The sequence below is a fragment of the Corynebacterium sp. HMSC072A02 genome (genome assembly GCF_001810085.1).
GTDB lineage: Bacteria > Actinomycetota > Actinomycetes > Mycobacteriales > Mycobacteriaceae > Corynebacterium > Corynebacterium hesseae.
The window spans coordinates 12,469-37,587 of sequence record NZ_KV799812.1 but is presented as its reverse complement, the minus strand read 5'-3'; the positions used below and the strand labels follow the sequence as shown (position 1 = coordinate 37,587).

The window sequence follows — 25,119 nt, the reverse complement described above, 5'->3', positions numbered from 1 at the left end:
AGTGAAGTGCATGAAGGATCTGTATCAGTTTGTTAATGGCCCCTGGATTGAGTCCCACGTTATTCCCGATGACCGCGGTGTTGACGGGACTTTTCACGCGCTTCGCGACGAAGCCGAGGAACTCGTCCATGACATCGTTAAGGAAGACGAAGGCCGTCCGGGGATCGTGTATTCCTCCCACATGGACGTTGAGGGAGTGAACGCTGCGGGAACGGCGCCTTTGGCCGAAGATTTGGACAAGCTGGTGGCGGCGGACCCGGAAGAGCTGGCGCACAACCTGGGCGTGCTGGAGCGCGAGGGCGTCGGCGCCCCGGTTACCTTCTGGGTAGAAAAGGACTCCGGCTCCGAGGAGGCAGTGGCCTACATTATCCAGTCCGGCCTGGGCCTTCCAGATGAGGCTTATTACCGCGAGGAAGCCCACGCGGAGACGCTTGAGGCCTACGAGAAGCACGTCGCAGCGATGCTTGGATTCCTGGATCCGGCTCGCCTCTTCGGCTTGGGGGCGGAGGTTGCAGCTACCCGCATCGTGAATCTGGAAAAGGAAATTGCTGCAGGGCATTGGGATGTGGTGGCCTCGCGTGATGCGGTGAAGACGTATAACCCGGTGGACGTCGCCAAGCTGCCCAGCATCACCCGCGCCATCCTGAACGGTGGGGCACTGCCGGAGCACCGCGCGGTGGCCATGATGCCGTCGTATTTTGAGCACCTGGAGGGTCTGTTTACCGCCGGCCGCATGGCGGATTGGCAGCTGTGGGCCACGTGGCACATTCTGCTGTCGCGCGCGCCGTACCTTACTGAGGAGATCGGTAGGAAGAATTTCGAGTTCTACGGAACCAAGCTTTCCGGCGCTACCGAGCAGCGTGACCGCTGGAAGCGCGCCGTGGGCCTGGCAGAGAACATGGTGGGCCAGGAGATTGGCAAGGTCTTCGTGGACAAGCACTTCCCTCCATCCTCGAAGTCCGAGATGGATGAGCTGGTGGAATACCTTACCTCCGCGTACCGCGAGAGGATTTCGCAGCTGGAGTGGATGACCCCGGCCACTCGTGAGCGCGCGCTGGAGAAGCTCTTGCAGTTCAAGGCCAAGATTGGTTATCCGGAGACCTGGCGTGACTATTCCGACCTAGAGTTTTCACCCAAGGGTGCGGACCTGGTGGCCAATGTGCGCGCAGGCAGCGCGTGGAGCCACGATTATGAGCTGGCCAAGATTGGCAAGCCGGCCGACCGCGACGAGTGGTTCGCAACCCCGCAGACGGTCAATGCCTTCTACAACCCAGTAGTTAATGACATCACCTTCCCGGCGGCGATTCTGCGCCCGCCGTTCTACAACCCGGACGCGGACGCGGCGGAGAACTTCGGTGCCATCGGCGCGGTGATTGGCCACGAGATTGGGCATGGCTTTGATGATCAGGGCTCGCAGTATGACGGCCAGGGCAACCTCAACTCCTGGTGGACGGATGAGGACCGCGCGGCCTTCGAGAAGTTGACCGCGAAGCTGGTGGACCAGTTCCAGGGACAGGTGCCGAAGGTGCTGGAGGGCACCGATTCCGCGGGTGTCAACGGTAGCTTCACCCTGGGTGAGAACATCGGTGACCTCGGTGGACTGGGTATTGCTGTGGTGGCCTACAAGAATTACTGCGCCGACAAGGGCTTGGACATCAACGGCCAGGTAGCACCGTTTGAGGCCGAGGGCGCTGAGCCGGAATTGGCAGAGCACGAGTACACCGGTCTGCAGCGCTTCTTCCTGGCGTGGGCGCGCGTGTGGCGCACTGCTATTCGTCCAGAGATGGCCACGCAGTACTTGGCCATTGATCCGCACTCGCCGGCGGAGTTCCGTTGCAACATCATCGCCGAGAACATCGACGAATTCTACGAGGCTTTTGATGTCGAGGGTGGACTGGTCCCAGAGGAGCGCGTCACCATCTGGTAGTACCCTTGGGGGCCATGAGTGAGTGGAATATCGGTGGCCAGGATCGCCAGCTAAGTCCAGAACAACAGCTCGAGCAGCTCTCCTCCTACATGGAGGTGCACTACCCGCTGCCGGATTTCCGCCCGCCGTGGGCCGGTGGAGGTTCGCCGGAGGCGGACCGCTATTGCGCGCTGCTGCCGGATCGTATCGTGCAGGCCTCCATGATGGTGCTGGGATCCGCGGTGGATCACTCGCTGCCCGGCACCGTTTTTACGGAAGGCGTGAGCGTTGAAGACTCTGAGGTTGGAGCGATTTTTAGGCCGTCAGAAGAGTCTGGTCGCTGGGCGGTGTCGCTGCACTCCGGCGGCTGGTGGCGCGGTGACGGCAAGGCGCTAGAAATGCAATGGCGGCCCGAAGTTGCTGCCGCAGCGCAGTTGTCGGGCACGACGATCATTGATGTCGATTATCCGTTGGCGCCGGAGCACACCGTGGCGGAGATGGTCCAGTCGGTTCAGGCGGCCGTCGATTATGCCCGCGAGCATGGTGCCGAGCGCGTGACGGTGTGGGGATATTCCTCCGGTGGGGCGCTCGCAGCGCTGGTGCCTGCCGACGCCCTCCTCCTCACCTTCCCCGACTTTGGCGCGCTGGCCAAGCTGCCGGAGGAGATCCGCGGCGACTACGTCCTCGATGTTGAGAAGCTGCCGGGGCTGTATTCTGACATCTTGGTCCAGACCGCGGCGCAGGACGAGATTGCTGAGCGCGTGGAGATCCCCGGTGCACAGACCGCGGAGTACGTGTCCATGCACCGTATTTCGACCCCGGCCGTGGCGCGTCAGCGGGTTAAAGATTCGGCCGAGTTTCTCTAATCCCTACTGTTCGCCCTCCGGGCGAATCTTCATCTCGGAGTTCTTCCACAGGCCGGAGCGCTGGATAATTTCTTGGTCGATATCTGCCTCGAGCGGGGCCTCGCCGCGGGAGTTGGTGCGCAGCTCATACTTTTCAATGGAGCCCCAGTCGCGCGCCCAATCGTTGTTGAGGTAGCTCGGGATCTCATAGGAGTAGTTCACTGCCTCCGCGGTTGCCAGCGCACCACCACCGGAGAAGGACTGGAAGTCCGTGAGGGAGGTTTGTGCGGCGGCGTCAGGAAGAATGCGGAACTGCGGGATCTCGGTCACGCCGGCGTAGTGGTCGAAGGTGCGCTGGCAGGGGAACTGCAGGGCGACGGACCAGTCGAGGAGTGCCGGGGTAGAGGAATCGAACTGGGAGTTGATGGTGGCAAGCTCCGGGACGCGCGGCGGGGTAAACGCCATCCAATCGTCTTCATCGGTGGAATCATCGACCGCGACGAGGCGCACAACGTTGGCCTCCTCTGGGAGCTCGTCTAGAGCAATGCGGAGGTTGCGCCATTTGGGGGTCGCGCCGACGTCGGAAAGCTCGGCCTCACCCTTGTTGGTGACCTTGCCATCCTTGAGTGTTCCGTACTCCAAGGTGAGCTCGGTGCCCTCCTGCTCCACTCCGTTGACGTCGTGGTGGTAAATCTTGCCGGCGGCAGCGACCGAGAGGACGGGGGTGTTTTCGCCAGGTTCCGGCAAGTTGTACCACTGGGTGGTGATGGTGGCGGTCGAGCGCTGCGATTCATCGTAGGAGCCCATGACCGGGACCTTCCGGTAATCCAAGTTGAACGGCAGGTGCATCTCGGAGCCGTTGACACCCAGGGTTCCGCGCACGCCGCCGGCGGAGGAGTCGGTGACTTCGGTTGCTTTTTCTTCAGTTTCGGTCTCGGTTTGCTCGTTAGACGCAGCGGAGTCGTCACTGGTGGTGTTGGCAATAGCGCCTACCGACGCCGAGTTGAGGTTCTCCGGCTCAATATCTTCCTTGATCATATTGGGGCCGAAACCGAAGTTGTCCTCCTTCTTGTCAACGAGCGAGTCCTGGAATTCGCCCTCGACTGGCGTGAGGAAGGATTCATTGGTGTTGGTCTCCATCATGGTGGAATCCGCCAGCGAGCAGGTATCGCCGCGCAGGGAAGCCAGGTTGCCCTTGCCCACGGAGTAGGAATCCGCCTGGGCCACGTAGCCCTTGGCAAAGGAGGCACACGAGAAGGCCACGATGATAATGCAGGCCGCCGCAATCGGTGCGGACATGACACCCGCCCAGCGCGAGACCTTGGCGGCATTGGCGGCCTCGAATTCCTCGAGGGTGCCGGCGGTTTCGGCCTTGTTCTTGCGATAGCTGTGAACCAGGGACTGGTAGAGGCCAATCGCCAGGACCACCATGGCGATGGCCAGCACCACGGTGTTGGCCTCGATGCCCTTGAACTGCACGGTGCGGTCCCACCACGGGATGCCGAAGGAGGACACGTACCACCAGGCGTTCCAGCCACCCAGGGAGATGGCCATGAGGAAGATCACCGCGGCGATGGAGAAGGTCCGGGCACGCGGGGAGCGCATGGCAATCTGGGAAAGGACCACCGAGCCGAGCGCGGCGATGACACCGGCGACACCGGCGTAAATGCCGAAGTGGTGCGTCCACTTCGTCGGCGTGAACATGAGGAAGAAGGCCGAGAGCGCCATGATGGCCAGCAGGCGCTTGGTGGGATCTGCCTCCGCACCAACGACGCGGTGGTCCTTGATGAAGGCATAGATGATGAGCGCCAAGCAGAAGAGCATGGTGAACATGGCAAAACGGCGCGTCAGGGAGCCGTCCACGGAGGGCTCGAAGAGCGTGGAGTAGCGCACGAACTCCGAGTACCACGGCAGGGACGGGCCGACCGCGGAACGCACGCGAGTGGATTCGAGGACCGACGCTAGCGTTTGGTCCCCGAAGGCAGCGACCATGACAGCGGTGCCGCAGGCAAGGAACGGGGCGATGAGAGCTGTCCAGCCGATCTGGGGAGCGCGCTTGCCCATGATGCGGAACAGGGCGGGCAGGCAGACCAGGAAGATGCCCACCGCGGTGAGGCCGGTGGGGCCAGCGGCCAGGGTGATGGTGGCGATGATGGTGCCCACCGCCGCCGGAAGGAGGCGCTGGGTGGAGATGGCGCGCTCGAAAGAGGCCCACGTCAGCATGACGCCGAGGGCCACGATGGGCTCGGGGCGGATGCCGTTGTTATAGGGCAGCCAGAAAGCCAGGAACATGAACGCGGCGGTCCAGTGCGCCAGGCGGCGCTCGTTGACGCGAGCGCCGAAGCGCGGAAGCATCTCGCGCGACAAGATAAACCAGATGATGAGCGCTGAGATAAGCGCAGGCAGGCGCACGATGATGGACGCGCTGGAGAATTGCGCCAGCCATGCCACGAGGTCGTAGTACGGCGCGCCGAACGGGGCCTCGGGGACGCCGTACCAGCGGTAGTAGTTCGCCATATAGGTCGCGTGATCGGAAACGCGTCCCATGGTGAGGATGAAGCCATCATCGGAGGTATTAGCACCGAAGATGTACCACCAGCCGAGAACAGCCGCCACGACGCCATCGAGCGGGCGGATCTGCTTCCAAGTTTCGGGCATGAAGCCACGGCGTTTGCCATCGAGGCGGTCGATTCGCCACAGGCAGACCAGGTTGATGACCACCATGGCCAGGCCCAGCCACATGGCGATGAGCTTGAGCGGTGTCGGGGAGGAGGTGAAGCGGGAGTTGATCTCCACGTGGATGCGGAGGTCGTCGCCAAGCTCGGCGAGGGCTTCCGGGGAGTCGTCGATCTCGGTATAAACGCCGGTGACCTGAGGGCGGAGATCCTCCTCGGAGGTCTCTTTGTGCTTGCCCAAGGAGACGGTGGTGCCGTCACCGGTGGATTGGATGCGGAGCGTGGAGTCCTCAGGCAGCTTCGCCACCTGCTCGGCCGTGAGTGAGAAAATGACCTCATCGAGGCTGGTCACCGAGAGACCATCCTCGCCGGCGCGGACAAACATGCCGCGGTTGGAGGCCTTCTTGGACTCCGGGGGCACGGTGCCGTAGAGCAGGTCCTGGCCATCGCGCAGCTTATCGACGGCCTTCAGAGGGATCTCTGCATCGATCTCCTCCGGCGCCACCGAGATGAGCGGGGCGTTGATGGACTGCAGGGAGTCCTGCTGGGGCCAATCGAAGGAAGATTGGGTTTGGTTCACCGGCAGCAGCGGCGTGGCCACAAAGCACAGGAAACCGATGAATCCAGCGATGATGGCGGTGAGCCGCAGGGACTGCGGTGCTCGCAGTGAAGAGGTATTCCGATCTGACACGGCGATCAGTCTACGTCACCGCCATGGCTTATTAAGATCTGGCCGCGACGACGAAGGGGCCAATCTGTTTAGTGGTCCAGCCCTCTTCAAAGACCTCCGGGTTGAAGAACACCGCGCGGTAGCGCACGTTGGGCTGATTGGGGTAAATGTCTTCTGCCAAGTGCGTCTTGTAGCCATCCCCGGGTTCCTTGATGTCCCCGCGGAAGATGAGCACGTCTGGGCCGCGCCACGGTGAGGACTCGAGGGAATGCGAGAATTCCTTCGGAGTCTGGTCCCAGGAATTGGAAGCCCACTCTTCAATCTGCAGGTTACGGGTGCTGAACTCTCCCAACGGGTTGGCATAGTTGCTGGTGAAGGCGTTAAACCCGTAGTAGGGGTTGTAGGCCATGAAGAGCTTTTCGTCCGTGAGGACGACGGTGTCGTTGGCCGCGTAGCCCTGGGCGTCGATGAATTCGCGGATCTTTCCGTAATTAGCGGAAGAATCGCTGGTGTAGCGGTCCGCGCGCTCCCCGTAGCCGTCGGTATCGGTATAAGCGTGATCCAAGGCGGTCACGTTCGTCGCGGGGATTTGCTGCGCATAGTAAATACCGCCCAGCCCCATGATGATGGCAAAGACCAGGGTCACGCGCTTGCTGGTGGTCTCAGTAATGCCCGCCGGGTAGAGCGTGGGCAGGCCCATGAGGCGGACGTCGGCCAGCGCGAGAATGCCCGCCGTGGCGAAGAGCACCGCGACCATCAGCTCCAGGCGGAAGCCCAGCAGCGTGCTGCCGGCAAGAGTCATGACCATGGAAGCCAAAGTCCACAGGTAGGTACCGACGAGCGCGGTGCCCATGGCTCTGATTTCGGGTTCGTCAACGCGCAAGATGAGGTAGATCAGGCCAATAAGGCTGAGGGCGCCGATGACGGACAAGGAGAGGAAGGGCGCCGGGATTTGGGTGCCTTCCTCCGGCAGGTAGTGCTGCGCGGTGGATTCTAGCGGGGCGGTGGCGTGCAGGACGGCGTGCAGATACGGTGCCCAAGCAATCGCGGCGATGGCCAGGGATCCGGCCGCGATGGCGGCGAGGCGCACGAGGGGAGTCCACGTACGGTCGCCCACGCACGTGACGAGTGCAATGAGGCTGACGATGGTAAGCGCCACAGCGCCCGTGTACAGCGTGTAGAAGCAGGCGGAGATTCCGAGGTAGATGGCGATTGCGGCGGCGGAGAACCACGAGGAGCCGTAGAAGGCGTGTGAACACAGGACGGCGACCGCGGGCACGCCCATTGCGATGACCGCGGAATACGGTTCTTCAGCGCCGATAGTCAGGGTCACCGCTGTGGTGGTCAACGCAATGGCGGTGGCCACCGGTAGGGAACCGGCAAGCCGCTGCCACAGCGGAACCAGGATGCACCCGGCCACGGCCAGGGAGATGAGGCTCCAGGGTTGGTAGACCTCCCAGCCGGGCATGTTGAGGATGTTGGCCAGCCGCCCGCCCAACCAGAACCAGCCCAACGGGTAGAAGGTGGGCAGGCCTTCGTAGTTCATGTCCGCATAGGAGCTGGCTTCCGTGACGCGGGTGAGGAACTGGGTGCGGAACACCTGATCGACCTGGACGCCGTCGAGCCAGAGGCGCGAGGCCGAAAGGGGCAGGCCGATGCTGGTTAGCGTTAGCAGCGCAGGGGAGATGTAGCACAGGGCGGTGGTGAGCCACGTCCGCCACCGGGGTCGCGGCGAGCTGCCAATGACCCACCACACGCATAACACGCCCACCAGGAGAACGGTGAGCGCAGTTCCCGCGGTGCTCAGCGCACGGGTCACCATCGACGTACTGAACGCCGGGAGGGAGACCGTCTTAAAGGCAAAGAAGCCAAGAAGCGTGACAAGGCCACCACCTAGAGCGGCGGCGGCGATACCCACGAGGGTGGCGCGACGCGATAGGCGGTCGACGTCATATTCCATGGTGGGGGACACGGCGGGAGACGACATGGTGGGAGACTCAGTCATGTAAGTAGTTTCCCACACGCCGTGGACTTAGCGGAACTTTAGAAAGGCAGCTTCCGGAAGATCGCCTGCGGGATGAACTTGAATCCCAAGGACACGTACTCAAACAGCGGGTGCACGAAGATGGACTGCTTACCGTCCAGGACCGCCTTGACGGTGGCCTTGGCCACGTCGGATACGTTGACGGTCAGTGGCGCTTCGCCGGCTTCCGCCGACATCTTGGTGCGGACCTGGCCCGGGCGGACCACGAGCACGTTGGCGCCGGAGCCGCGCAGGGCCTCACCGAGGTTGATGAAGAAGCCGTCCACGCCGGCCTTGGAGGCGCCGTAGACAAAGTTGGAGCGGCGCACGCGCATGCCGGCGACGGAGGAGATCGCCACGATGGTGCCGTGGCCCTGCTCCTTGAACTTCTGGCCGAGCAAGACGCCAAGGGAGACCGGTGCGGTGTAGTTGGTCTGGGCGGAGGCGACGGCCTTGGCCTGGTCCTGCCACAGTTCTTCCTGGTCACCGAGGGTGCCGAAGGCGATGATGGCGACGTCGACATCGCCGCGCTCAAAGGCGCGCTTGACGACGTCCCCGTGGCCCTCGAAGTCAGTCGCGTCAAAGTCGATGACCTCGACGTCGCCGCCGCGGGACTCGATGGTCGCGCGGGCATCCGCGATGCGCGGGGAGTCGGCGCGTGCCGCGAGGGTGACCTTGGCCGGGCCGCGCTCGAGGAATTCTTCGACGATGCCCAGGCCGATTTCGGAGGTGCCGCCGAGAAGGAGGATGTGTTGTGCTTGGCCTACTGCATTCAGCATGAGGTGATTCCTTTCTAGTGCAGCTCGAGGCGGCGGGACATATCGGAGGCGAAGACGCCGGTCGGGTCGATGTCGTTGCGGGTCTTGAGCCAGCCCTCGAGGCCCGGGTACATCTTGTGGAAGTTCTCCGCCGAGGTGCGGGACTCCTTGGCCAGGTAGAGGCGGCCGCCGAATTCCATGACGCGCTTATCCAGATCGTCGAGGAAGGCGCCCAGGCCCGGCTTGATGGGGAAGTCCACGCAGACATTCCAGCCTGGCATCGGGTAGGACAGCGGGGCCTTGTTGCCGGGGCCGAAGAGCTTGAACACGTTGAGCGCGGAGTAGTGGCCGGAGCGCTGCATGTCCCGGATGATTTCCTTGAAGGGCTCGACGGCGTCGGTCGGCACCACGAACTGGTACTGCAGGAAGCCGTTGGAACCGTAGCCACGGTTCCACTCGCCGATGAGATCCAGCGGCTGGTAGAACTGCGTGAGGTTCTTGACCTGGTTACGCGCCGGGGCGCCCATGAGGTAGTAGGCCTCACCGATGGCCATGAGGGAGAGCTTGTTCATGGTGAAGTTCGGGAAGATATCCGGAACCGTCATCAGCTGCGGAGCATTGAACTTCAGCGGGTCCTTCGCCAGCTTCGGGGCAAGCTCCTCGAGCTGCTCCAAGGTGGCCAAAGAGCCGCGCGAAATGGTGGAGCGGCCCAGCTTCGGCTCCGGGGAGATGACGTCGAACCACGCGGAGGAGTACGTGTAGTTGTGCTCCGAGCCATCGGAGTGGAAGGCCACGGTCTCATCGAGGTTATCGGTGCGGTCGGTATCCGCGATGAAGTAGGCGGTTTCCGTCTTGGTCATCTTAATCTGCGCGCGCAAGATGATGCCGGTCAGGCCCATGCCGCCGACGGTGGCCCAGAACAGTTCGCTGTTCTCACCTTCCGGTTCCAGGTGGAGGACGCGGCCGTCGGCGACGAGCAGCTCCATGGAGGTGACGTGGTTACCAAAGGAACCGGCGGAGTGGTGGTTCTTGCCGTGGATGTCCGGGCCGATAGCGCCGCCGATGGTGACCTGGCGGGTACCCGGCAGGACAGGAACCCACAGGCCGTAGGGCAGAGCGGCCTTCATGAGCTGGTCAAGGGTGACGCCACCGTCGACGTCGACAATGCCCGACTCCGGATCGATGGAGTGGATCTTGTTGAGGGGTTGCATGTCGATGACGAGGCCACCGGCGTTTTGCGCGGGGTCACCGTAGGAACGGCCCATACCGCGGGCGATGACGCCGCGGCGCAGGTGGGCGGGCTTATCAGCGTTGTCCTCAGCCACCTGGGCGACGGCAGTCTTGATGACGTCGACGTCTGGGGTGGACAAAACGTGGGCGGTTGTCGCCGCCGTGCGGCCCCAACCGTGGAGGGACTTCTCAGTAGTATGCAGTTCCATCTCTTACTCTTTGATTCGATGTGATGGGTCGGTTCTCTACCCTACCTAGGTGACAGTGCCTGTGGCGTGAGTGAAAACGTGAGATTAGGTACAAAAGCCAAGTAAACGGAACATTTGTACTGTCCGGTTATGTGGTTTTAGTTCGGAATTAGTACAGATCCATAATCTCGCGGATCTCTTCCGGCAGCTCTTCCTGGGAGGTGATCTCCGGGCCGTCATACTCACGGAGGATCTCGTAGACTCTTGCCCTTGAGACGGAATCGAGGATGGGGAGTTCCTCGGCGATGAGCCGCGTCATGAAACCATTGAGCGGCAGCGAGGTGTGTTCGGTGGCCAGATAGTGGCCGTGGCGCTTGTCTTCCTCGGCGCGCTCATCTTGCGCTGCTCGCTGGGCCGGGGTGAGGTGCTCTTTTTTGGAGGAGTACATGCACGGTAGCATACCGCCCGCCTAAAGTGGGGCGGTATGACTTCTCCCAAGCAAGACAATTATGCGCTGGATGACACCCTTGCCGGACGCATCACCCAGGCTGCGGCCGTGGGCATCATGACCGCGTTCCCTGACTGGATCAAGAATAAGACTGCGCTCGTTTTCGCCTATGTGCTGTCCTTCCTCGGATTCGGCGCGCTCGTGGCTATCACTAATGCAGAGAGCCACGAGGACCGCCCGGAGCCGGAGACCCCCGACGTTCCTGTGTGGGCCATCCCGGTTGCCTTCGCCATTCTGGTGCTTGGTGGATGGATCACCGTGAAGACTGAGCAAAGCGTGGTCCGGTTTATTCGCCGCCGCGGCGTGGCAAAACCCTGGACGGTATGGGGAGGAATTAGTGCTGCCATCGTCCTCATCCTTAGCGAGCTTGAAGCACGCGAGCTCACCGCGCGTAACTAAAAATGCGTATGGTGGGGCACATGAGCTCACAGGTCACAGATTTGGCGCAGGTCCGCGCCAATCGTGGTGAAACCCTCCTGTGCCAGGTATCCAATGTTCGCGCAGAAGCAGAGGTTCACCGCCAGATCGGTTTCTCTGATGCGCTCACGTTGGAAGAGCTCCACCACATTCTTGAAATCTGCTTCGGGCTGCCGCAAGAGGATTCACCGTGGCACTTCTTTGAGCACACAGATGCCCGCGGCCAGCGCATCGATCCGAGCCACACCGTGCGCGAATTCTTGAGCCGCGAAGGCGAGCAGGTCGATTACGCCTGGGGGCTGTGGGACTTCGAAATCGTTGTGGTGGAGACCTACCCGCGTGATAGCGGGACGCCAGAAGCCCTGTGCGTGGGCGGTTCCGGTTCTTTCCAGACCCCCTTTGATCTCACCGCCGTGAATGCGGAGCTCACGGGCCAGGAAACCATCGATGAGGTGTTGGATCTTGTCATTAGTCCCGTCCGCGCGCTGATTGAGAGAACCCGTCTCTACGACTTCGTTCCGCTCCTCCAAGCACTGGATCTGAAGCGGGATGTAAGCATTGATGCTCAGGCGTACCGCCAGCTGCGCACCTTGCCGCGCGAGGTGACGAATGAGGGCAAGGATGCTTTTTGGTCCATGGCTCTGGCATTGTCCTGCATGGGCGGGCGCGAGTTGACTGATTCCGTCGTAGAGACCGCCATGGCGGCGCTGGGCTGGGTCGACGATGGCGGCGAGGAGCTGCGCGGCCCGGAAATTCGGGAGCTGTGCTCGGCTTCGCTTAAGGTTTTGTCATCCCTCGGCGCCTATGGTGAAGATGCCGTCGCGCCCGTGGACCGCCTGGACATTTACCGCGCCCTTATCCGCGGGTAAAGTATCTCGCCGTGACTGAACCTACCTCTAGCATGAAGACCCAACTCGTGCGCTTCGTGTCCGTCGGTGTTTTCACCGCCGCGATTGATTATGGCCTGACCCTCTTCCTTACTTATTTGGGTCTGCATCGCTCCCTGGCGAAGGCGATTGGCTGGGTCTTCGGCACCATCGCCGCCTATGTGGCCAATGCCCGGTGGACTTTTGGTGCCCAGGTTTCCGGCCGCACCGCCGGTGCCGTGGGCTTGCTGTACCTGTCCACCTTTGCAGTACAGAATTTCCTGTATTGGGTACTTAACGCCCCACTGATCAGCTTGGGCTTTGAAGGCGCGGTCAAGGACACCATCGCCTTCGTCATCGCACAAGGCGTTGCCACGGTGACCAACTTCGCCATTCAACGTGCCTTCATCTTCAAAGGAAAGTAACCATGGCTGGTCGCGCCGAACGCCTCTCACGGTCGAATTCCCTGCAGGCGCAGGGCGCGAAGTTCGCGATCACGGGAGCCATTGCCGCGCTTATCGACGTCTCCCTGACCTGGCTCTTTCAAATTGGTTTAGGTCTGTTCGGCGATGTGGCCTCGAGAACTATTGGCTTTGCCGCCGGCACCTTGGTGGCTTATTTATTGAACCGGCGGTGGACCTTCAACGCGCGGGCATCGAAGCGCCGCTTTGCTGCCGTGTTTGCCACCTACGCCATGACCTATGCGATCAACATTGTGCTGTATCGCTGGGCCTTCCCCTTCTTTGATCACACACTGGACTGGCCTTCGTCCTGGGCGCTGGCGGTCGCTTTCGTGATTGCCCAGGGCACGGCAACGCTTATCAACTTCTTTGTGCAGCGGTGGGTGATTTTCCGCAGCACGCGCAAGTCCTTTGAGGTTTAGGGCCGGCGGAAGTCTTCCTTGCGGCCGCGGTTGTGCAGGCGCAGCCACTCCATAAAGCCCTTCACGTCATGCTGCTGCACGATGAAGAACCAGCCAAACCGCGCGAATTCTTGCGGCAGCAGCTTGCGCATGCCGCGCTGCCACAACAGGTAGCCGCGGTTGCGGTAGGTGAAGAAGCGCTTGAACTCGCCCTCCGGGTACTGCGTGTGCATTTTGCCGCCGAGGATGGGCTTGAACTCATCGGAGCCATCCGGGTGCAGGTAGCTCGTGGTCAGCGCGGTGCCGAAGTTTAGGCCTGAGTTGACTAGGCGGCGGTGGTACTCCACCTCATCGCCGCGGATGAACAGGCGGTAGTCTGGAACGCCGATGATTTCCATGGCTTCTGCGGAGATGAGCGCGCCGTTGAATAGGGAGGCGATGCCGGGGAGGAAGTCACCCTCCAACTCGCTCATGTAGCGCCGCCACACCAGGCCCTGGCGCAGAGGGAAGGCCAGTTTGGCGGGCTCGTTGATGTTGCACACGGCGGGGGAGACTTCGTGGAGTGCGTTGTTTTCCGCCACACGGTAGAGCTCCTCCAGCACGTGATGGTCGGCGGGGCGGCCATCATCATCCGCGCACCACACCGCATCCGCGCCGAGGGCCAATGCCGTAAGGAAGCCCAGCGCGAAGCCGCCTGCGCCGCCAAGGTTGGTCTCGGAAGGCACGTAGACGCCGCGCTCACCGGCCAGTTCGTGGAGGAGCTCCTTCACTGCTGCTTCCGCACCGTTATCCACCACGATGACCCATTGCACCGGGTGCGTCTGGTTCACCACCTGCTCAAGGGAGGCGCGTAGCAGCTCCACGCGCTGGTGGGTGACGATCACAGCGGCCGTTGTTCCGGCCTGGGACAGGGTGGCAGTCATGGGTTCTATTGTGCCACCCGCATGTGGCGCTCAGGTGCGTGACATGGAGGTGGCCGAGGTTTAGGCGTTGAAGCCCGGAATCTTGATGAGACCGGAGTTCACAGCATTGACAACACCAGCAATGAGGCCCAGCACAATCGCGGCGATGGAGGTGCCAACGAGGATCTCAGCGGTGGTGCCCACCGGGTATTCCTTGGCGGTGTCATTCTTCAGGGAAGACATGGCCACGTCCTTGGCGGAGCCGGCAGTCTCAAGTCCTTCTTTGATTTCCTCAGGAGTGCTGCTGCCCTCGCTGCTGCCTTTGCTGCTGATAGCTTCAGCGCCCTTCTCAATGCCGTAATCCACGGAGGAGGCGAAGCCGTCACCGCCGACGAGTTCCTTAGCCCCTTGCTTCAGGATGTAGCCAAAGACCTCAGCCTCGGAGACCTCAGAAGAACCCTTCTCAGCAGCAGTAGCCGGGGCGATGGACAGGGACAGTGCAGTGGCGGCGGCAACGGCAGCGGCGGTGAAACGCTTCATGGAGGTACTCCTTGGAAGAAAGGTAGAGGTAGCGAAAGTAAAGAAAATGATAAAGAAGTGAAGGCTAAAAAGTATGCGATATGGAAAAGCTCCAGCCCTCAAAGGACTGGAGCTAGAACTTCAAAGCTAAAAGCTTGATGCGTTCAGATTAGAACGGAAGGGAAACGCCCGGGATGAGACCGTTCTGAACTGCGGTGTAAGCAGCGCCGAGGACGGCTACTGCAACGCCGGTTCCCCAAAGAATGTCGAAAGTGGTGCCTAGCTTCCAGCCGTTCGCCGCGTCAGACTTGAAGGAACTGAATAGTGGCGAGCGGTTTCCGTCAGCCTTGCTGTTCTCAGCGATCTCCTCTACGGAGGAAGTCATGCCGTCCTGACCAGCTGCTTCTTTCACGATGCTTCCGACAATGTAGCCAGTAGTGTAGGAGTCGTTGGAAGAACCATTCTGAGCATTCGGGTCACCGGCAGCAGAGGCAACACCAGTGGACAGGGACAGTGCGGTAGCAGCGGCAACAACGCCGGCGGCGATACGCTTCATGATAGGGCTCCTTAGAGTTAAGAGAGAACAGTGCCTGTGATTCAGGCTCGCGACAATTTTAGCTTGAAAGGAACTAAGAAAAAGAGCAAATAGAAAAAGTATCTATCGTGATTCACCCATACAGGGGTATGCATTCTTCCAGCGCATGGGCCCATTGACGAGTTCCGCACACAGTAGAGTGACCTTATGACCGTACGAAGCGTTGAAGAAATGTGGGCTCCCTTTCGAGTTTCCATCCACGTGGGTGACCTGACCCTGCGGGTGCTGCGTGATAACGACATCGCTGCGATTCATGGTGTCACTGCCGCCGAGATTTTTGGTGAGCCGCTACCGGATTACACGTTTCCGTGGTTGAAGCAGAAGCCTGATCCGAGTTTCCGGTGGGCGCACCGTGCGCAGATGTCCCCGGAAGAATGGTCGCTGGACTTCGGTGTGCACCTTGATGGTGAAGTCATTGGTTCTGTGGATCTGCGGGCGAAGAGTTTTCCCGATAACCATGAGGTCGAAACTGGCTCGTGGATCTACCACCGCCTTCAGGGCCGCGGGATAGGTACGCAGGTTCGCCACGCCGCTGCGGTCTTTTGTTTTGATTACTTGGGTGCGCGCACGTTGCGCTCCGAATGGGAGCCGGGCAATGAGGCGTCCCAGGCTGTATCACGCAAGCTGGGGTACACCATCGAAGGCAATAAGGCCGTGCTGAGCAAAGAAGATTACCAGCCGGGGCCGGAAGTGATTGTGGCCGGGATGAGTGAGGAACTGCGCGAGCTTTTGGGAGCAAACTTCGCAGTATGACGAATCATTCGTGAAAATAGGAGAGTATCGACTCGTTTTCACGGATACTTGTACAATATTGGCATGCTTAACGCGCGGACCATCTCAAAAATTGACGCTCTTCTTGACCAATATGCAGCGTTGCGGGAGGACAACTCCGAGGCCATTGCGGAGATAGCACGCGCAGAGGTGGCGGAGTCGGTGTATAACTCGAACGCCATTGAGAATTCCACGCTGACTTTGGAGGACACCGAGAACATCTTGGCGGGGTTCACCGCCAGAGCGCACGATTTACGGGAAGTCTTTGAGGCCAAAAACCTGGCGGACGTGACTGAGGAACTTATTCGGGGCGTCGGTAAGCTCGATGCAAACCTCATTCTGCGACTGCATGGCATATTGCTTCGCGGCATCAATGACGACTGGGCGGGACGCTTTCGTCGAAGGGGGGAGTGGGTTCGCGTGGGCGCTCATATGGGAGCCAACTCTGAATACGTGGACAGGCTGGTGGACACAGCCATTGCCGAATACTACGAGGACACTAGCTTCTTTGTTGACCGAATCGCGCGGTTTCATGCGGAATTTGAAACCATTCATCGTTTTTCAGACGGCAATGGGCGCATCGGGCGCGTCATTATCAATCAACAGCTCTTGGAGCTAGGGGCACCGCCCATCATCATTCCGAACAAGGGAAAAGAGCGCCACTATTACCCTGTGTTCCGTGGCTACCCAGTTAGTGGGGACTTCTCTGCGCTGAGCACGCTCATCGCGCGGCAACTCATCGAGTCCCTACACAAGCGCATAACGCTCATGACCGCGCCGAAGGTGATTCGCCTATCGGAATGGGCAAAGGCTAATGGCGTTTCTGGTTCCGCGGCCGCCAATAAGGCGGCGCGGGGTACCATCCCGGCCTTCCGGCAGCGCGGAACGTGGATGATTGATGCGCAGTATGGCAGTGACAACAAAGGCCGTGGCTAGGCGTTCTCCTCGTTGTCGAAGCGCTTGCGCAAGTCCCGCACGTACTGGCCCACCTCGGGGCCCTCGTATTCGCCGACGACCTCGGAGACCTCGCCCACCGAGCGAATCTGGCCGTGGTCGATCCACAGGGCGGTATCGCACAGCTGCGCCAGGAAGTCATTGGAGTGGGAGGCAAAGACCAGGATGCCGGAGCGCTTCACCAGGTCTTGGAGGCGGACGCGGGCTTTGGCCATGAAGGCGGCGTCGACGGCGCCGATGCCTTCGTCGAGAAGCAGGATCTCCGGCTCAATGGAGGTCACCACGCCCAGCGCTAGGCGCACGCGCATACCGGTGGAATAGGTGCGCAACGGCATGGAGAGGTAATCACCCAGCTCAGAGAATTCCGCGATCTCATCCATCTTGGCCTTCATCTGCTTGATGGTCTGGCCCAGGAAGAGGCCGCGGATGATGATGTTGTCGTAACCGGAAACCTCCGGGTCCATGCCCACGCCGAGGTCAAAGACGGGGGCAACGCGCCCGCGCACGTCGGCGGCGCCGCGAGTGGGCTCGTAGATACCGGAGAGCAGGCGCAGCAAGGTTGTTTTGCCCGCGCCGTTGTGGCCGACGAGGCCGACGCGGTCGCCCTCACGCAGGTGGAGGTTGATGTCCTTGAGTGCTTCCACCATGACCACGTTCTGGTCATTCTTGCCAATGGAGCCACCGGCCGTGGAGAGCATCGCCTTCTTGAGAGAGCGGGACTTGGCATCAAAGATGGGAAAGTCCACGCAAGCGTTATACGTATCAATGGAAACCATGGACGATCCTTTCTAGACCCAGTAGGAGACGCGGAAGCGCCACTGGCGCATGGCCAGGCCGGCGATGAGCAGGCCGGCGACGGTGCAGGCGATGACGATGAGCCAGTGGTAGCCGGCGACGGGCTCGCCGATCATGGGGGCGCGGATGATCTCCATGTAGTGATACAGCGGGTTGATCTCGGCGATGCGCGCGCGGCTGGCCACGGCACCTCCCTGATCCTTCAGGGTGTTGGTCATCCACACGATAGGCGTGACGTAGAAGAGCAGCTGGGTTAGAGCCTCCAGCAGCGGGGCAACGTCACGGAAGCGGGTGGCAATGATGCCGAAGAACATGGCGACCCACACGCCGTTGACCAGGAAGAGTCCTAGAGCCGGGATGAACAGGAAGAACTCCCAGCCTAGGTGGCGCGGGAAGATAAGAATGAGCAACAGCCAGATGATGAGGTTGTGACCCAAGAAAAGGGTTTGCCGCCAGACCAAGCGGTAGACGTGCACCGACAGTGGCGCGGGCAGCTGTTTGATTAGGCCCTCGTTGTCGATGAAGACCGTCGAGCCTTCTTTGATGGCGCCCGAAATGAAGTTCCACATAATCAGGCCCACGGTCACGTGGGGCAGGAACTCCGCCACGGGGATCTGGAAGAGCATGGAGTACAGCAGGCCAAGCGCCGCGGCCATGACACCGGTTGCGATGGTGATCCAGAACGGACCCAGCACCGAGCGGCGGTAGCGCTGTTTAATGTCTTGGATGCCCAGCTTGAACCACAGCTCGCGCTGGCGAGCGCCTTGCAGGAGATCGGCGAAGGCCGCCGACATGGTCATGGAACGCGAGGCCGGCTCCTCGCCGGGTGCAGGCGCGGAGGTCATGCGGGCGACGTCGTCACGCAGGTTTTTCTTGTCTTGCACGCCCTTCACCCTAGCGCGCACGTCCCACAAACACCTACACACACGCCCGTAACCTGGGAAAACACGGGCGAGCTGGGAAAACCGAGGGTTAGGAAAGATTCAGGTGGGGCGTATAGAGTAGGGGGCGTTCATCCGCATCGGAAGGAAGGGTTGAAGCATGACGGAACAGTATGACGTCGCCAGCGTGCGAGGTCTTTACACTGGTCTGTCCGATGGTTGGACCTACCTGAACGCGCATGCCGCGCCGCAGATTGCGGAGCGCGTGGCCTCTGGCGTTGCCCGTTCTTTCCGCATGTCCGCCACGGTGAAGCCGCTGGAGGACGCCGTGGGTGCGCACTCGGCGCACAACGATCCGGGGGAGCTCCACGCGGCAGACATGTATGCCTCCGCGCGCCGGGCGGTGGCGGATCTCACGGGTGCCACGGCGGAACGGGTCATCCTGGGCCCGTCCTTGCCGGTGCTTTACCAGTCCTTGGGCGTTGCACTGCGCCCGCTGCTGCGCCGCCAGTCTTCGGTGGTGCTCTCCCGCTTTGATTCGCCGGAGATGACACGCGCGTTTGAGCACGTGGGCGCTGATATTCGGTGGGCGCAGCCGGATTTGGGTACGGGCGAGCTCCCAGCCTTCCAGTACGCCGATCTGGTTGATGGATCGACGCGATTCGTCGCTTTTTCCGCCGCGCACGAGCTGCTGGGCACGGTCACGCCGGCCTCGGACATAGTTGATGCGGTCCATGAGCGTTCGCGCGCATGGGCGCTTGTCGACGTCTCATCGATCGCCCCCTACCGTCTCCTCGACTTTGATGCGATTGGGGCAGACATTCTTGGTGTGGATGTGGGCGCGCTGGGTGGCCCGCAGATGGCGGCGCTGGTCTTCCGCGATACCGCGATGTTCCGCCGCCTCGATGAGATTGTCGTGGGCCCGGTCTCCGCGGGCTTGGCGGGCGGCGTTGGACCCTTGGTGGATCATCTAGCGGAACTTGCCGGCGGGGAGCGCGGTTCGCGCCGCGTGCGCCTGACGCGTTCGATGGAAGCCCTCGCGGGTTACATGGAGGATCTCACGGGGGATCTCTATAGCTTGTTGGGCACGCTGCCGGCCGTTCACATCCTGGGCGTGACAGGGGAGGCGGCTGCCGACGCCTCCGATGATCGCCTCCCGCGCCTGACCTTCGCCGTGCGCGACGTGCCTGCGGATGTGATCCACCGCCGGCTCTTCGACAATGGCTTGGTTACTACCATCGCCCCGCACACCCCGCTGCTCACGGAGATGGGCGTGGAAGAGGTCGGCGGTGCCGTCACGGTCTCGTTGAGTCCGTTTAGCACGTACCACGACGTTGAGCACTTGACCCGCGTGGTCGCGTCCCTGGCTTAGACCTCGAGGACCAGTTTGCCCGTGACCTCGCCGGAGTCGAGGGCTTGGTGGGCTTCGGAGGCGCGAGCAAGCGCGTAGGTAGCGTGCAAATGGTGCTTGACGCTGCCGTTCTCCAGCCAAGGCCAGACGTTCTTAACGGTATCCGCAACGATGGCGGCCTTGCCCTCCAGCGAGCGGGAGCGCAGCGTGGTGCCCTGCAGCGTCAGGCGCTTGTTGAGGAGGATGCCCATGTTGAGCTCGGCCTTTGTTCCGCCCTGCATGCCAATGGTGACCATGTGGCCGCCCTTAGCTAGCGCGATGAGGTTCTTCTTGAGATACTTCGCGCCCATGATGTCGAGGATGACATTGCACTGGTTCTTCAGTTCCTCGGCGAAGTCCTGCTCGTTGTAGTTGATGAGGATGTCCGCGCCGAGTTCCTTGCAGGTCTCGAGCTTTTCGTCCGAGCCAGCCGTTACCGCGACGGTGGCGCCGAGGTTTTTCGCCACCTGGATGGCAAAGGTACCGATGCCGCCCGCGCCTCCGTGGATGAGGATGGTCTGGCCCTTGTTTAGTTTCGCCTCCATCGCGATGTTGGACCACACGGTGCAGGCCACCTCGATGACGGATGCGGCCTCGGCAAAGGAATAGCCGCTGGGGATGGGCAGCAGCTGGCCTTGCGGTACGGCTACGTACTCGGCATAGCCGCCGCCGGCCAGCAGTGCGCCGACCTTGGATCCAACCTCGATGTCGGTGTCGCCTGCGTCGACGACTTCGCCTGCGACTTCGAGGCCGATAATCTCCGAAGCGCCCGGCGGCGGCGGGTAGTGCCCGCGGGCTTGGAGCAGGTCGGCGCGGTTTACGCCGGCGGCTTTGACTTTAACGAGGACTTCGCCGTCGTGGAGCTGTGGCTTATCGGTTTCCCCCAACTCCAGTGAGTGTGGGTCTTCCAGATTGGTCTGAATGATGGCTTTCATGCCACACCACCGTACTTAAGTCCAATCATCCTCGACGAGAAACGCGTTGACCGCGATGGCTGCGGCGTTGGCCTCGCCCATCGCCACTGCCACCTGTGCCGGCGGGTTAACCACGTTGCCCACGGCCCAGATGCGCGGGTGGCTGGTGGCACCGGCTGGGCCCACCTTGATGAGGCTTCCGCCCATCGCAGCCGGCGGGCTGTGGCGCTCAAGGTTGAGGTCAGTGAGGAACTCATCGTGCGGGTGAGGGACGGGCATGTAGAACAGGGCGTCGACGGCATGTTCGCTGTCTCCAACCAGGACCTTTCCATCTTGGAAGGAGGTGACGGGGCCGTCGACAAGCGCAATGCCCCGCTGAGTCAGGTCCGCGCGCTGCTCCTCGGTGAGCTCCATGCCGTTGGTGAAGAAGGTGATGTCCTTTGACCACTGGCGCAGGAGTGCCGCATGGTGCAGGGAGAACTCGCCGATGCAGAGAACGCCGAGCTTCTTGTCCGCCACCTCGAACCCGTGGCAGTAAGGGCAGTGGAGGACTGTATTTCCCCAGTTTTCTTCGAGGCCCGGGATGGCTGGGTGTACGTCGTCCACACCGCTGGCGACGATGATGGAGCGGGCCGCGACGGTCTCACCGTTGCTCAACGTGGCGGTTAGCGTGCGGTCATTATCGGTAACGGAATCTACGGTGGCGTTCGCGATTGTTACGCCGTAGCTGCGCAGCTGCTCTTTGCCGCGCTCCTGGAACTCAAGGGGTGGCGTGCCCTCGAGGGCGATGACACCGTGGATTTCGTGGGCGAAGCGGTTGCGAGGGGTGGAGGAATCAACAACGAGGACGCTGCGGCGGGCGCGGACCATGACCAGCGCTGCCTGAAGGCCGGCCGCACCACCGCCGATGATGAGGGTATCGACTGTCTGCATGGGCCCGAGTAAACCAGAGCAAGGTGCGTGCGGCAATGGTTTTCCGTAGGTTGTGTCGGGCGCTTTGCACAACGTGATGAGGCGAATTCTTCTCCCGCCGCGGAGTCTAGTACTCTGAACGTGTTGCGCGCGGTGCATGCTGACGCGTGACGAGGAGGCGTGGCAGAGCGGCCGAATGCACTGGTCTTGAAAACCAGCGTGGGGAAACTCACCGCGGGTTCAAATCCCGCCGCCTCCGCCAAAATCTTGCGTATTTTCAGCAGTGGCGCTGGGCTATTCTAGTTCCATGGCCGATCGGCAAATATTCCTCCGCCCAGAGTACAGCCACCCAAGCTCGCTGTGGCCGTCTAAAGAACTCATAGTTTCTGGGGCTAATAGAATCGGATTCTATCTTCCTGAAGACTTAGGAATTGAGTCTGATCTGGGACGCGAAATCCTTGAGTGGACGGAGGAGTTTCAGCAGAATTTCCTCGAGAAACCCGATAGCTTTCGCCAGCGTCCGCGTTGGAAGGACCAATTCGATAGATTTCGATGGTACGACGCGGGATGGCGTATTACTCACCAATTAAGGGAGCTTTTTCCATCGGTACAGATTGTTCCCCAGTTCGCTCAATTCGTTTTCTCCGTTAATGAGCGAAGAGAAAATGTAGGGAAGAAGCCCTTATGCCTCCCCGGAGAACAACTCACAGGGTTTGTATCCATTAGGGATGTGAGGAATGACGATTAAGCGAAGTTATCGCTCTACGGCGTCAGGCATTGTCTCCGTTGTTCATCGCTGCAGTCACCCAGCTCAGAACGCATCCCACTAGTAGGAACCCGCTGATCTGCAGGTGGGTGGCCCAGTTTCCGCCGCCAGGCAAGGCGAGAAAAATTGAAAATGCAACTGCGGCAAGGCAGTGGAGGGTCAACCGGCTATGTGCGCTTAGACGTCGTTGTGGCCAGGCTTTCCAGATGGCCCAGCTCACTGCTGTGAGAATGGCGTAAAAGGTGATTCCCGCTAAGCCTCCTGGAACAAGGTAGAGCATGGATTCATCTCCTCTCGGGGGGAATAATGGTTGTGGTAAGGAAGGCGGTTTCGTGATGTCAGAGGATAACTATTCGGCGTGGGTAGAGACTGATTATCTTTTCGGCTCCCCAGTCAATGCTCGCCGGCTATTGGAGTCTTACGAGCAAGTGCTGGACGGAAAGGCTAAGGAGCACGACATCGATCTAGATGTGTAAGAACTATCTTCCGATCGAAGTGGAGTATTCACCTTCTGGCAGGGTGGAACCGGTTTTGTTTATCTGAGAGGAATTTTGCCTATTTCCGGTAAACATCTCGTCGGTGAGCAACGCGTAGCACGAGCACCACGAGCTTTCCGTCTAAGATCTCGTAAACCACGCGATAGTGTCCGACTCGAATTCTATACAGGTCATCTGAAGCTTTTAGTTTCTTTACTCCATCCGGGCGAGGGGTAACGGCCAAGTCTTCGATTGCAGCAAGTAGTCGCCTCTGTGTCGGCCTGTCGAGCTTGCGTAGCTCCTTGGCTGCGGATGCCTTATAGGTGATGTGATAAGTGGAGTCAGCCATAGAAGGCGATTAGGTGAGTCCGAGTTCTTTTTTGAGGTCTTCGTGTGAAATCTCTACGGCTTCTCCTCGGGCAATCTCTGCGGTCTGAACATCCTCACGATCTTCTAGTGCTTCGACTGCGCGGGCGAAAAATGAAGGAGAGACGACAAAAGCGCGAACACGGCTTCCACGACTAGTGATGGCGACGGGCGTGTGCTGTGCCTCTTCAAGAATTTGGCTTTGGGATTGGCGAAATTGACTGGACGCCACTGACATCGTTTTCATACAACAAATGTACATCTTGTACATTTTGGTGGGCAAGGGCCGCGGGATATCGGGTTGCCGTTTATCCGATCCGCCCCGCCAGGATGCGAGGTAGTGCCTCCGCTGCGGTGGCGGTGACCACCACGCTGGCAAGCGGCGAGAGGTCCGTGGGCTGGGGGGTGACTTCCACGATGGGGATACCGCGCGCGTGGGCAATCTGTGGCAGCCCGGCGGCGGGGTAAACCACGCCGGAGGTACCCACGATGAGCAGCGCGTCCGCGGTGGACATGCGGCGCTCGGCCTCAGCCCATTCGTCGTCGGGCAGGGCTTCGCCGAACCACACCACGCCCGGGCGCACCGGCCCGCCGCACACGGGACACTCTGGTGGGGTGATGCTCTCGACCGGTTCGTTCGGCAGTGCAATGTCCTCGTCATACGGCGTATCGCAGTCGGTGCAGCGGAATGCGAACAAGGAGCCATGCAGGTGAACCACGTCTTGGCTTCCGGCGCGCTCGTGCAGGTTATCGATGTTTTGCGTGGTCACCGTCATGCCGCGTGCGGCAGCAATCGCGCGGTGCCCGGCGTTGGGCTCGGCACGCTGCGCCAGCTGTGCGCGCCACAGGTACCAGGCGAACATGGGCTTAGGTTCATGACGCCATGCGCTTATCGACGCCATCGCCACCGGATCCACGTTCTCCCAAATGCCCGTCTGCGCATCGCGGTACGTGGCGATGCCGCTATCCGCGCTCATGCCCGCGCCGGTGAAAACCTCAACGTGGGTGGCATCAGAAAGAATCGACTGTGCGCGCTCAAACAGGTGCTCCATGCATCTAGCGTACGGTGATGAGCACGCAGAATGCTATGGATGCGCTAAGGGCGATGCCCATGCGCCATAGGTAGCGCCGGCCCGGTTCGTGCGCGGTGTTGATCTGCAGCTTCGAAGAATTCGTGGAAAAGACTGCCATGCACATGGGGTCGGTGGGCTCGTTGTAGATGCCCATGCTGCCGGCAAAGCGGAGCGCTTCGTTGCGAACTTGTTCTTCATGGTCGGCGGGTATGGCTTTCACGGCCTTCGCGGATGTCAGCGTCAATCTGACGCCCTGGATCATGACGAACACGGTGAAGGCTATCCACGCGACCACGAGGAGAAAGCCTGAGAAGGGGATATCCGGAATGACGGTGCAGACCGCAGTGAGGCACACGCAGGCCGTCATGGTGAGGACTGTCTGGGCAATGAACGTGGAGGTCTTTCCAGTGAGCAGCTCCGCGCGTTGTGCGGTGGCCTCGGAGAACGGAAGAGCTGACTCTGCCGGGACATCCATTGTTTTTCGAGCCAGCGAGATTGGCGGCACGCACAGCGGCAGCGCAATGGCGAACACAACGCCGATCCACACGAGGACCGTTGCGTTGAGGACGGACTTCGGTTCGAAGCGGTCCGGATTGCCCGAGCCATCGAAGTGGACCGGGATGGGATCGGGCACCGAGTCCCAACGCAGCAGCATGTACACCAGCGTGAGAGCACACACCACAGCGGTAGCGACGTAATACTGGCGGCTTCTCATGCCAGTGAGTTTACAAGGCGACCGGCCGAGGACCTCTGCGAAAGGCGTCTGGCAAATGGCATCTGTCAAAAGGCATCTCTGGGATAAAAAACGCCATTTGCGCGGGGGCGGGATAAAAGGCGTTTTTGGCTCTGAAAACGCC

At 60.9% G+C, this 25,119-nt stretch carries 26 protein-coding genes and 1 tRNA gene; 11 read left to right on the top strand and 16 right to left on the bottom strand.

Annotated features, from left to right (window positions below):
- Positions 1-10 precede the first annotated feature (10 nt).
- Entirely contained in the window at positions 11-1,927 is a 1,917-nt protein-coding gene (locus HMPREF2698_RS01630) for a M13 family metallopeptidase (RefSeq protein WP_070561675.1), read from the top strand.
- Positions 1,928-1,941: 14 nt separating this feature from the next.
- A complete protein-coding gene (locus HMPREF2698_RS01625; protein WP_070561673.1) occupies positions 1,942-2,772 on the top strand; it encodes an alpha/beta hydrolase in 831 nt (276 codons plus the stop codon).
- A 3-nt stretch (positions 2,773-2,775) separates the two neighbouring features.
- Here HMPREF2698_RS01625 and HMPREF2698_RS01620 read toward each other — a convergent pair whose 3' ends face one another.
- From HMPREF2698_RS01620 to HMPREF2698_RS01600, 5 genes are all read right to left on the bottom strand, one after another.
- The gene (locus HMPREF2698_RS01620; protein ID WP_070561671.1) at positions 2,776-6,117 is read right to left on the bottom strand and encodes an arabinosyltransferase domain-containing protein; all 3,342 of its coding nucleotides are present in this window, start codon (positions 6,115-6,117) and stop codon (positions 2,776-2,778) included.
- A 31-nt stretch (positions 6,118-6,148) separates the two neighbouring features.
- The gene (locus HMPREF2698_RS01615) at positions 6,149-8,101 is read right to left on the bottom strand and encodes a galactan 5-O-arabinofuranosyltransferase (protein ID WP_070561669.1); all 1,953 of its coding nucleotides are present in this window, start codon (positions 8,099-8,101) and stop codon (positions 6,149-6,151) included.
- A gap of 38 nt (positions 8,102-8,139) precedes the next feature.
- The gene (locus HMPREF2698_RS01610; protein ID WP_070520274.1) at positions 8,140-8,898 is read right to left on the bottom strand and encodes a decaprenylphospho-beta-D-erythro-pentofuranosid-2-ulose 2-reductase; all 759 of its coding nucleotides are present in this window, start codon (positions 8,896-8,898) and stop codon (positions 8,140-8,142) included.
- Positions 8,899-8,912: 14 nt separating this feature from the next.
- The gene (locus HMPREF2698_RS01605; protein WP_070561667.1) at positions 8,913-10,316 is read right to left on the bottom strand and encodes a decaprenylphosphoryl-beta-D-ribose oxidase; all 1,404 of its coding nucleotides are present in this window, start codon (positions 10,314-10,316) and stop codon (positions 8,913-8,915) included.
- A gap of 148 nt (positions 10,317-10,464) precedes the next feature.
- Positions 10,465-10,743 (bottom strand): hypothetical protein, encoded by a 279-nt coding sequence (locus HMPREF2698_RS01600; RefSeq protein ID WP_070520269.1) that lies wholly within the window; start codon positions 10,741-10,743, stop codon positions 10,465-10,467.
- 36 nt (positions 10,744-10,779) lie between these two features.
- On the opposite strand from HMPREF2698_RS01600, the gene HMPREF2698_RS01595 reads away from it, so the two are divergent.
- From HMPREF2698_RS01595 to HMPREF2698_RS01580, 4 genes are read left to right on the top strand one after another with little or no spacing between them, the layout of a single operon-like run.
- Entirely contained in the window at positions 10,780-11,202 is a 423-nt protein-coding gene (locus HMPREF2698_RS01595; protein WP_070561665.1) for a hypothetical protein, read from the top strand.
- 20 nt (positions 11,203-11,222) lie between these two features.
- Positions 11,223-12,089, top strand: a complete 867-nt coding sequence (locus tag HMPREF2698_RS01590; protein WP_070561663.1) for a plasmid pRiA4b ORF-3 family protein — start codon at positions 11,223-11,225, stop codon at positions 12,087-12,089.
- A 32-nt stretch (positions 12,090-12,121) separates the two neighbouring features.
- Positions 12,122-12,511 (top strand): GtrA family protein, encoded by a 390-nt coding sequence (locus HMPREF2698_RS01585; RefSeq protein WP_070520260.1) that lies wholly within the window; start codon positions 12,122-12,124, stop codon positions 12,509-12,511.
- Between the two features lie 2 nt (positions 12,512-12,513).
- On the top strand, positions 12,514-12,969 hold the full coding sequence (locus tag HMPREF2698_RS01580) for a GtrA family protein (protein ID WP_070561661.1): 456 nt from the start codon (positions 12,514-12,516) through the stop codon (positions 12,967-12,969).
- On the opposite strand, the gene HMPREF2698_RS01575 is transcribed toward HMPREF2698_RS01580, so the two are convergent.
- From HMPREF2698_RS01575 to HMPREF2698_RS01565, 3 genes are all read right to left on the bottom strand, one after another.
- Positions 12,966-13,871, bottom strand: coding sequence for a galactofuranosyltransferase GlfT1 (locus HMPREF2698_RS01575; protein ID WP_070561659.1), 906 nt, complete (start codon positions 13,869-13,871; stop codon positions 12,966-12,968). The two genes, HMPREF2698_RS01580 and HMPREF2698_RS01575, sit on opposite strands and share 4 nt — an antisense overlap.
- Positions 13,872-13,931: 60 nt before the next feature.
- Positions 13,932-14,390, bottom strand: coding sequence for a hypothetical protein (locus tag HMPREF2698_RS01570; protein ID WP_070533443.1), 459 nt, complete (start codon positions 14,388-14,390; stop codon positions 13,932-13,934).
- A 148-nt stretch (positions 14,391-14,538) separates the two neighbouring features.
- Complete coding sequence (locus tag HMPREF2698_RS01565; RefSeq protein WP_230307919.1) at positions 14,539-14,925, bottom strand: hypothetical protein; 387 nt, start codon at positions 14,923-14,925, stop codon at positions 14,539-14,541.
- A 186-nt stretch (positions 14,926-15,111) separates the two neighbouring features.
- On the opposite strand from HMPREF2698_RS01565, the gene HMPREF2698_RS01560 reads away from it, so the two are divergent.
- Positions 15,112-15,717, top strand: a complete 606-nt coding sequence (locus HMPREF2698_RS01560; RefSeq protein ID WP_070533439.1) for a GNAT family N-acetyltransferase — start codon at positions 15,112-15,114, stop codon at positions 15,715-15,717.
- A gap of 63 nt (positions 15,718-15,780) precedes the next feature.
- The gene (locus HMPREF2698_RS01555) at positions 15,781-16,671 is read left to right on the top strand and encodes a Fic family protein (RefSeq protein ID WP_070561657.1); all 891 of its coding nucleotides are present in this window, start codon (positions 15,781-15,783) and stop codon (positions 16,669-16,671) included.
- Here HMPREF2698_RS01555 and HMPREF2698_RS01550 read toward each other — a convergent pair.
- Positions 16,668-17,465 (bottom strand): galactan export ABC transporter ATP-binding subunit Wzt/RfbE, encoded by a 798-nt coding sequence (locus HMPREF2698_RS01550; protein ID WP_070561654.1) that lies wholly within the window; start codon positions 17,463-17,465, stop codon positions 16,668-16,670. The genes HMPREF2698_RS01555 and HMPREF2698_RS01550 overlap by 4 nt on opposite strands.
- Before the next feature lie 12 nt (positions 17,466-17,477).
- Complete coding sequence (locus HMPREF2698_RS01545; protein WP_070533525.1) at positions 17,478-18,329, bottom strand: galactan export ABC transporter permease subunit Wzm/RfbD; 852 nt, start codon at positions 18,327-18,329, stop codon at positions 17,478-17,480.
- Between the two features lie 196 nt (positions 18,330-18,525).
- Between HMPREF2698_RS01545 and HMPREF2698_RS01540 the strand changes: the two genes are divergently transcribed.
- A complete protein-coding gene (locus HMPREF2698_RS01540; protein WP_070520243.1) occupies positions 18,526-19,737 on the top strand; it encodes an aminotransferase class V-fold PLP-dependent enzyme in 1,212 nt (403 codons plus the stop codon).
- On the opposite strand, the gene HMPREF2698_RS01535 is transcribed toward HMPREF2698_RS01540, so the two are convergent.
- Entirely contained in the window at positions 19,734-20,690 is a 957-nt protein-coding gene (locus HMPREF2698_RS01535; protein ID WP_070561652.1) for an NAD(P)H-quinone oxidoreductase, read from the bottom strand. The genes HMPREF2698_RS01540 and HMPREF2698_RS01535 overlap by 4 nt on opposite strands.
- Before the next feature lie 15 nt (positions 20,691-20,705).
- The gene (locus HMPREF2698_RS01530; protein ID WP_070561650.1) at positions 20,706-21,602 is read right to left on the bottom strand and encodes an NAD(P)/FAD-dependent oxidoreductase; all 897 of its coding nucleotides are present in this window, start codon (positions 21,600-21,602) and stop codon (positions 20,706-20,708) included.
- Between the two features lie 153 nt (positions 21,603-21,755).
- Between HMPREF2698_RS01530 and HMPREF2698_RS01525 the strand changes: the two genes are divergently transcribed.
- A tRNA-Ser gene (locus HMPREF2698_RS01525) sits at positions 21,756-21,843 on the top strand.
- Positions 21,844-22,682: 839 nt separating this feature from the next.
- The gene (locus HMPREF2698_RS13375) at positions 22,683-22,823 is read left to right on the top strand and encodes a type II toxin-antitoxin system Phd/YefM family antitoxin (RefSeq protein WP_010188335.1); all 141 of its coding nucleotides are present in this window, start codon (positions 22,683-22,685) and stop codon (positions 22,821-22,823) included.
- Positions 22,824-22,902: 79 nt separating this feature from the next.
- On the opposite strand, the gene HMPREF2698_RS01515 is transcribed toward HMPREF2698_RS13375, so the two are convergent.
- The 4 genes from HMPREF2698_RS01515 to HMPREF2698_RS01505 all read right to left on the bottom strand — a co-directional run bounded on the left by HMPREF2698_RS01515 (position 22,903) and on the right by HMPREF2698_RS01505 (position 24,977).
- Entirely contained in the window at positions 22,903-23,172 is a 270-nt protein-coding gene (locus HMPREF2698_RS01515; RefSeq protein WP_010188336.1) for a type II toxin-antitoxin system RelE family toxin, read from the bottom strand.
- A gap of 9 nt (positions 23,173-23,181) precedes the next feature.
- Positions 23,182-23,436: a prevent-host-death family protein gene (locus HMPREF2698_RS12820; protein ID WP_369816022.1), complete on the bottom strand. Its 255-nt coding sequence runs from the start codon at positions 23,434-23,436 to the stop codon at positions 23,182-23,184.
- A 61-nt stretch (positions 23,437-23,497) separates the two neighbouring features.
- Positions 23,498-24,241 (bottom strand): NAD-dependent deacylase, encoded by a 744-nt coding sequence (locus HMPREF2698_RS01510; RefSeq protein WP_070561648.1) that lies wholly within the window; start codon positions 24,239-24,241, stop codon positions 23,498-23,500.
- Between the two features lie 4 nt (positions 24,242-24,245).
- Positions 24,246-24,977, bottom strand: coding sequence for a DUF1648 domain-containing protein (locus HMPREF2698_RS01505; protein WP_070561646.1), 732 nt, complete (start codon positions 24,975-24,977; stop codon positions 24,246-24,248).
- Between the last annotated feature and the right edge of the window lie 142 nt (positions 24,978-25,119).

Bases quoted from the DNA above. Each gene is read 5' to 3' on its own strand.
- HMPREF2698_RS01590 (WP_070561663.1), top strand. From the start codon at position 11,223: ATGAGCTCACAGGTCACAGATTTGGCGCAGGTCCGCGCCAATCGTGGT.
- HMPREF2698_RS01545 (WP_070533525.1), bottom strand. From the start codon at position 18,329: ATGACCTCCGCGCCTGCACCCGGCGAGGAGCCGGCCTCGCGTTCCATG.
- HMPREF2698_RS01565 (WP_230307919.1), bottom strand. From the start codon at position 14,925: ATGAAGCGTATCGCCGCCGGCGTTGTTGCCGCTGCTACCGCACTGTCC.
- HMPREF2698_RS01585 (WP_070520260.1), top strand. From the start codon at position 12,122: ATGAAGACCCAACTCGTGCGCTTCGTGTCCGTCGGTGTTTTCACCGCC.
- HMPREF2698_RS01575 (WP_070561659.1), bottom strand. From the start codon at position 13,871: ATGACTGCCACCCTGTCCCAGGCCGGAACAACGGCCGCTGTGATCGTC.
- HMPREF2698_RS01570 (WP_070533443.1), bottom strand. From the start codon at position 14,390: ATGAAGCGTTTCACCGCCGCTGCCGTTGCCGCCGCCACTGCACTGTCC.
- HMPREF2698_RS01625 (WP_070561673.1), top strand. From the start codon at position 1,942: ATGAGTGAGTGGAATATCGGTGGCCAGGATCGCCAGCTAAGTCCAGAA.
- HMPREF2698_RS01535 (WP_070561652.1), bottom strand. From the start codon at position 20,690: ATGAAAGCCATCATTCAGACCAATCTGGAAGACCCACACTCACTGGAG.
- HMPREF2698_RS01515 (WP_010188336.1), bottom strand. From the start codon at position 23,172: ATGGCTGACTCCACTTATCACATCACCTATAAGGCATCCGCAGCCAAG.
- HMPREF2698_RS01510 (WP_070561648.1), bottom strand. From the start codon at position 24,241: ATGGAGCACCTGTTTGAGCGCGCACAGTCGATTCTTTCTGATGCCACC.
- HMPREF2698_RS01550 (WP_070561654.1), bottom strand. From the start codon at position 17,465: ATGGTTTCCATTGATACGTATAACGCTTGCGTGGACTTTCCCATCTTT.
- HMPREF2698_RS01560 (WP_070533439.1), top strand. From the start codon at position 15,112: ATGACCGTACGAAGCGTTGAAGAAATGTGGGCTCCCTTTCGAGTTTCC.
- HMPREF2698_RS01580 (WP_070561661.1), top strand. From the start codon at position 12,514: ATGGCTGGTCGCGCCGAACGCCTCTCACGGTCGAATTCCCTGCAGGCG.
- HMPREF2698_RS01600 (WP_070520269.1), bottom strand. From the start codon at position 10,743: ATGTACTCCTCCAAAAAAGAGCACCTCACCCCGGCCCAGCGAGCAGCG.
- HMPREF2698_RS01555 (WP_070561657.1), top strand. From the start codon at position 15,781: ATGCTTAACGCGCGGACCATCTCAAAAATTGACGCTCTTCTTGACCAA.
- HMPREF2698_RS13375 (WP_010188335.1), top strand. From the start codon at position 22,683: ATGTCAGAGGATAACTATTCGGCGTGGGTAGAGACTGATTATCTTTTC.
- HMPREF2698_RS01630 (WP_070561675.1), top strand. From the start codon at position 11: ATGAAGGATCTGTATCAGTTTGTTAATGGCCCCTGGATTGAGTCCCAC.
- HMPREF2698_RS01530 (WP_070561650.1), bottom strand. From the start codon at position 21,602: ATGCAGACAGTCGATACCCTCATCATCGGCGGTGGTGCGGCCGGCCTT.
- HMPREF2698_RS12820 (WP_369816022.1), bottom strand. From the start codon at position 23,436: ATGAAAACGATGTCAGTGGCGTCCAGTCAATTTCGCCAATCCCAAAGC.
- HMPREF2698_RS01615 (WP_070561669.1), bottom strand. From the start codon at position 8,101: ATGACTGAGTCTCCCACCATGTCGTCTCCCGCCGTGTCCCCCACCATG.
- HMPREF2698_RS01540 (WP_070520243.1), top strand. From the start codon at position 18,526: ATGACGGAACAGTATGACGTCGCCAGCGTGCGAGGTCTTTACACTGGT.
- HMPREF2698_RS01610 (WP_070520274.1), bottom strand. From the start codon at position 8,898: ATGCTGAATGCAGTAGGCCAAGCACAACACATCCTCCTTCTCGGCGGC.
- HMPREF2698_RS01605 (WP_070561667.1), bottom strand. From the start codon at position 10,316: ATGGAACTGCATACTACTGAGAAGTCCCTCCACGGTTGGGGCCGCACG.
- HMPREF2698_RS01595 (WP_070561665.1), top strand. From the start codon at position 10,780: ATGACTTCTCCCAAGCAAGACAATTATGCGCTGGATGACACCCTTGCC.
- HMPREF2698_RS01505 (WP_070561646.1), bottom strand. From the start codon at position 24,977: ATGAGAAGCCGCCAGTATTACGTCGCTACCGCTGTGGTGTGTGCTCTC.